Origin of the sequence: Shigella sp. FC1967 (assembly GCF_001743005.1) — a bacterium.
GTDB lineage: Bacteria > Pseudomonadota > Gammaproteobacteria > Enterobacterales > Enterobacteriaceae > Proteus.
Map to the genome: position 1 here is coordinate 1 of NZ_MIIZ01000775.1, position 3,398 is coordinate 3,398.

At 38.9% G+C, this 3,398-nt stretch carries 1 protein-coding gene; it reads right to left on the reverse strand.

What is annotated here, in order from left to right:
- Positions 1 to 235: 235 nt before the first annotated feature.
- Positions 236 to 2,956 (reverse strand): bifunctional acetaldehyde-CoA/alcohol dehydrogenase, encoded by a 2,721-nt coding sequence (adhE, locus tag BHE89_RS12645; protein ID WP_128860520.1) that lies wholly within the window; start codon positions 2,954 to 2,956, stop codon positions 236 to 238.
- Positions 2,957 to 3,398 lie beyond the last annotated feature (442 nt).

A 3,398-nucleotide genomic window follows, 5' to 3' on the forward strand; every position in this document is an offset into this window, starting at 1 on the left:
TATACGTCGCTCAGGAGGCTTTTTTAGGCACTAATCATGAATGCATAAAGTAAGACACTCTTTTTATATTAAAAATCAAACGCCAAAACAAGTACAAATACCTATTAGCTGTGATGGAATAGTGACGCATTACGCCTTATTCCTTAGTATCAGAAATCAGTAGCAAGATGTACATAACCCAATGAGAAGCTATAAAAAAACCCAGCCATAAAATAATAGGACTGGGTTTCTCTATTTAAGAATAAATAATCGAAATAGTGAGGATCACACTAACACAGCGTGTTTCGATTATTTTTTTACTGCTTTTTTTAGCTGGTTTTGTCTCTTCTTTCACTTCAACAGCGGGATGTTCATTAAATTCACGACCGTAGTAAGAATCTAATAACAGTTGTTTGAGTTCAGAAATCAGTGGGTAACGTGGATTAGCACCTGTACACTGATCGTCAAACGCATCTTCAGATAATTTATCAACTCTTGCTAAGAAATCATTTTCTTGAACACCGGCTTCGCGAATAGAAGATGGAATTCCTAATGAAGATTTCATTTCTTCTAACCACGCTAATAACTTCTCAATTTTTGCCGCAGTACGGTCACCAGGTGCCGAAAGCTCCAGGTGGTCAGCGATTTCTGCATAGCGACGACGTGCTTGAGGGCGGTCGTATTGGCTGAATGCAGTCTGTTTTGTTGGGTTGTCATTAGCGTTATAACGGATCACGTTTGAAATTAATAACGCATTCGCTAAACCGTGAGGAATATGGAACTCAGAGCCTAATTTATGCGCCATTGAGTGACAAACACCCAAGAATGCGTTAGCAAAAGCAATACCTGCAATAGTTGCTGCATTATGAACACGTTCACGAGCAACTGGGTTTTTAGCGCCTTCATGATAACTTGCTGGCAGATGCTCTTTCAGTAATTTTAATGCCTGCAACGCTTGTCCATCAGAATATTCGTTCGCTAATACAGAAACATAGGCTTCTAATGCATGAGTCACCGCGTCTAAACCACCAAACGCACATAGTGATTTAGGCATGTTCATAACAAGGTTTGCATCAACGATAGCCATATCTGGTGTTAATGCATAGTCTGCTAATGGGTATTTCTGACCAGTTTCGTCATCAGTGACGACCGCAAATGGGGTGACTTCAGAACCTGTACCTGATGTTGTTGTGATAGCAACCATTTGTGCTTTCACACCCATTTTTGGGAACTTGTAAATACGTTTACGGATATCCATAAAACGTAATGCTAATTCTTCGAAGTGAGTTTCTGGGTGCTCATACATAACCCACATGATTTTTGCAGCATCCATTGGTGAACCACCACCTAATGCGATGATCACGTCAGGTTTAAAGCTATTCATCTGTTCTGCGCCTTTACGCACAACGCTTAATGTTGGATCTGCTTCAACTTCAAAGAAGACTTCTGTTTCAACACCAAATTTTTTCAGTACACGGGTGACTTCATCAACATAACCATTGTTGAATAAGAAACCATCGGTCACGATAAAGGCACGTTTTTTACCATCTGTCGCAATCTCTTCCAGTGCGATAGGTAAACAACCACGGCGGAAGTAAATAGATTTAGGAAGTTTATGCCACAACATATTTTCTGCTCTTTTCGCCACGGTTTTAGTGTTGATAAGGTGTTTTGGCCCTACGTTTTCAGAAATGGAGTTACCACCCCATGAACCACAACCTAACGTTAGAGAAGGAGCAAGTTTAAAGTTGTATAAGTCACCAATACCACCTTGAGATGCTGGCGTATTGATTAAAATACGGGATGTTTTCATTTTGTCGCCGAAGTAGGCGACATGCTCAGGACAGTTATCTTGGTCTGTATATAAGCAAGATGTGTGACCGATGCCCCCCATCTCAACTAATTTTTCAGCTTTTAGCACAGCATCTTCAAACGATTGAGCATGGTACATCGCTAATAGCGGAGATAATTTTTCGTGAGCAAAAGGCTCTGCTTCTGTGGTTTCTTTTACTTCACCAATTAAAATTTTGGTATTTACAGGAACTTCAATGCCAGCCATTTCAGCAATTTTTGTTGCAGGCTGACCCACAATAGCCGCATTTAAGTTACCCTCTTTTAAGATGATATCTTGAACTGCTTTTAATTCTTTACCTGTCAGCATGTAACCGCCGTGAGTTGAGAATCGCTCACGAACTTGTTTATAAATACTGTCAACAACAATGACAGATTGCTCTGACGCACAAATGACACCATTATCAAAAGTTTTAGACATTAAGATTGAAGCCACGGCACGTTTGATATCAGCAGAGTCATCAATAACAACAGGCGTGTTACCTGCACCCACACCGATAGCCGGTTTCCCTGAACTATACGCAGCTTTAACCATGCCTGGACCACCCGTCGCTAAGATCAGGTTAATATCATCATGGTGCATTAATGCGTTGGATAGGGCGACAGAAGGCTCATCAATCCAACCAATAATATCTTTTGGTGCGCCTGCAGCGATAGCCGCATTTAAGACGATTTCAGCAGCACGGTTTGTTGCTTCTTTTGCACGAGGGTGTGGAGAGAAAATAATACCATTACGTGTTTTTAAGCTAATTAATGCTTTAAAAATCGCAGTAGAAGTGGGGTTCGTTGTTGGTACGATACCGCAGATAATTCCAATAGGTTCAGCGATGGTGATTGTACCGTAAGTGAGATCTTCAGATAAAATCCCGCAGGTTTTTTCGTCTTTATACGCATTGTAGATATACTCAGAAGCAAAGTGGTTTTTGATCACTTTATCTTCAACGATACCCATACCAGACTCTTTAACCGCTAATTTTGCAAGAGGAATACGGGCATCAGCGGCCGCTAATGCAGCTGCACGGAAAATAGCATCAACTTGTTCTTGAGAGAAGTTAGCAAATTCACGTTGAGCTTTTTTTACACGAGCAACCAAATCATTGAGTTCAGTAACGTTAGTTACAGACATAAAGAGACTCCTGATAAAATGTTAAATTTTTTAAGCAAATTAGCCGTTATCATCGTAACTAATAAGAATAGCCTAGATAGATGATTATGTGCTCATTTCAGTAATAATTATTAGAGGGCATAATTTGCTTAAAAAACTTAAAAAAACAATAATAAAGATAAATATATTTTCGAAGTACCCTCTTTCTTCGAATGATAACAGCTTACCATCTTTCTAATTAATTAACGTGATATACATCACAAAATTAGCAAGCTGACACCTTTCAGCATGGCTTTTTATGAGAATAATTCTTATATGCGATCAATGTTCAACGATTTTTTTTGTCGTACACTTTATTTCGATATAAAAATTAAACCACTAGGTTTTTGATCGGTTTACAAGAGAATATTTTAGGTAAAAACTTGTTAACTAATAGAATTAACTGGTTTATTGATTTAAAGTA

Bases quoted from the DNA above. Each gene is read 5' to 3' on its own strand.
- adhE (WP_128860520.1), bottom strand. From the start codon at position 2,956: ATGTCTGTAACTAACGTTACTGAACTCAATGATTTGGTTGCTCGTGTA.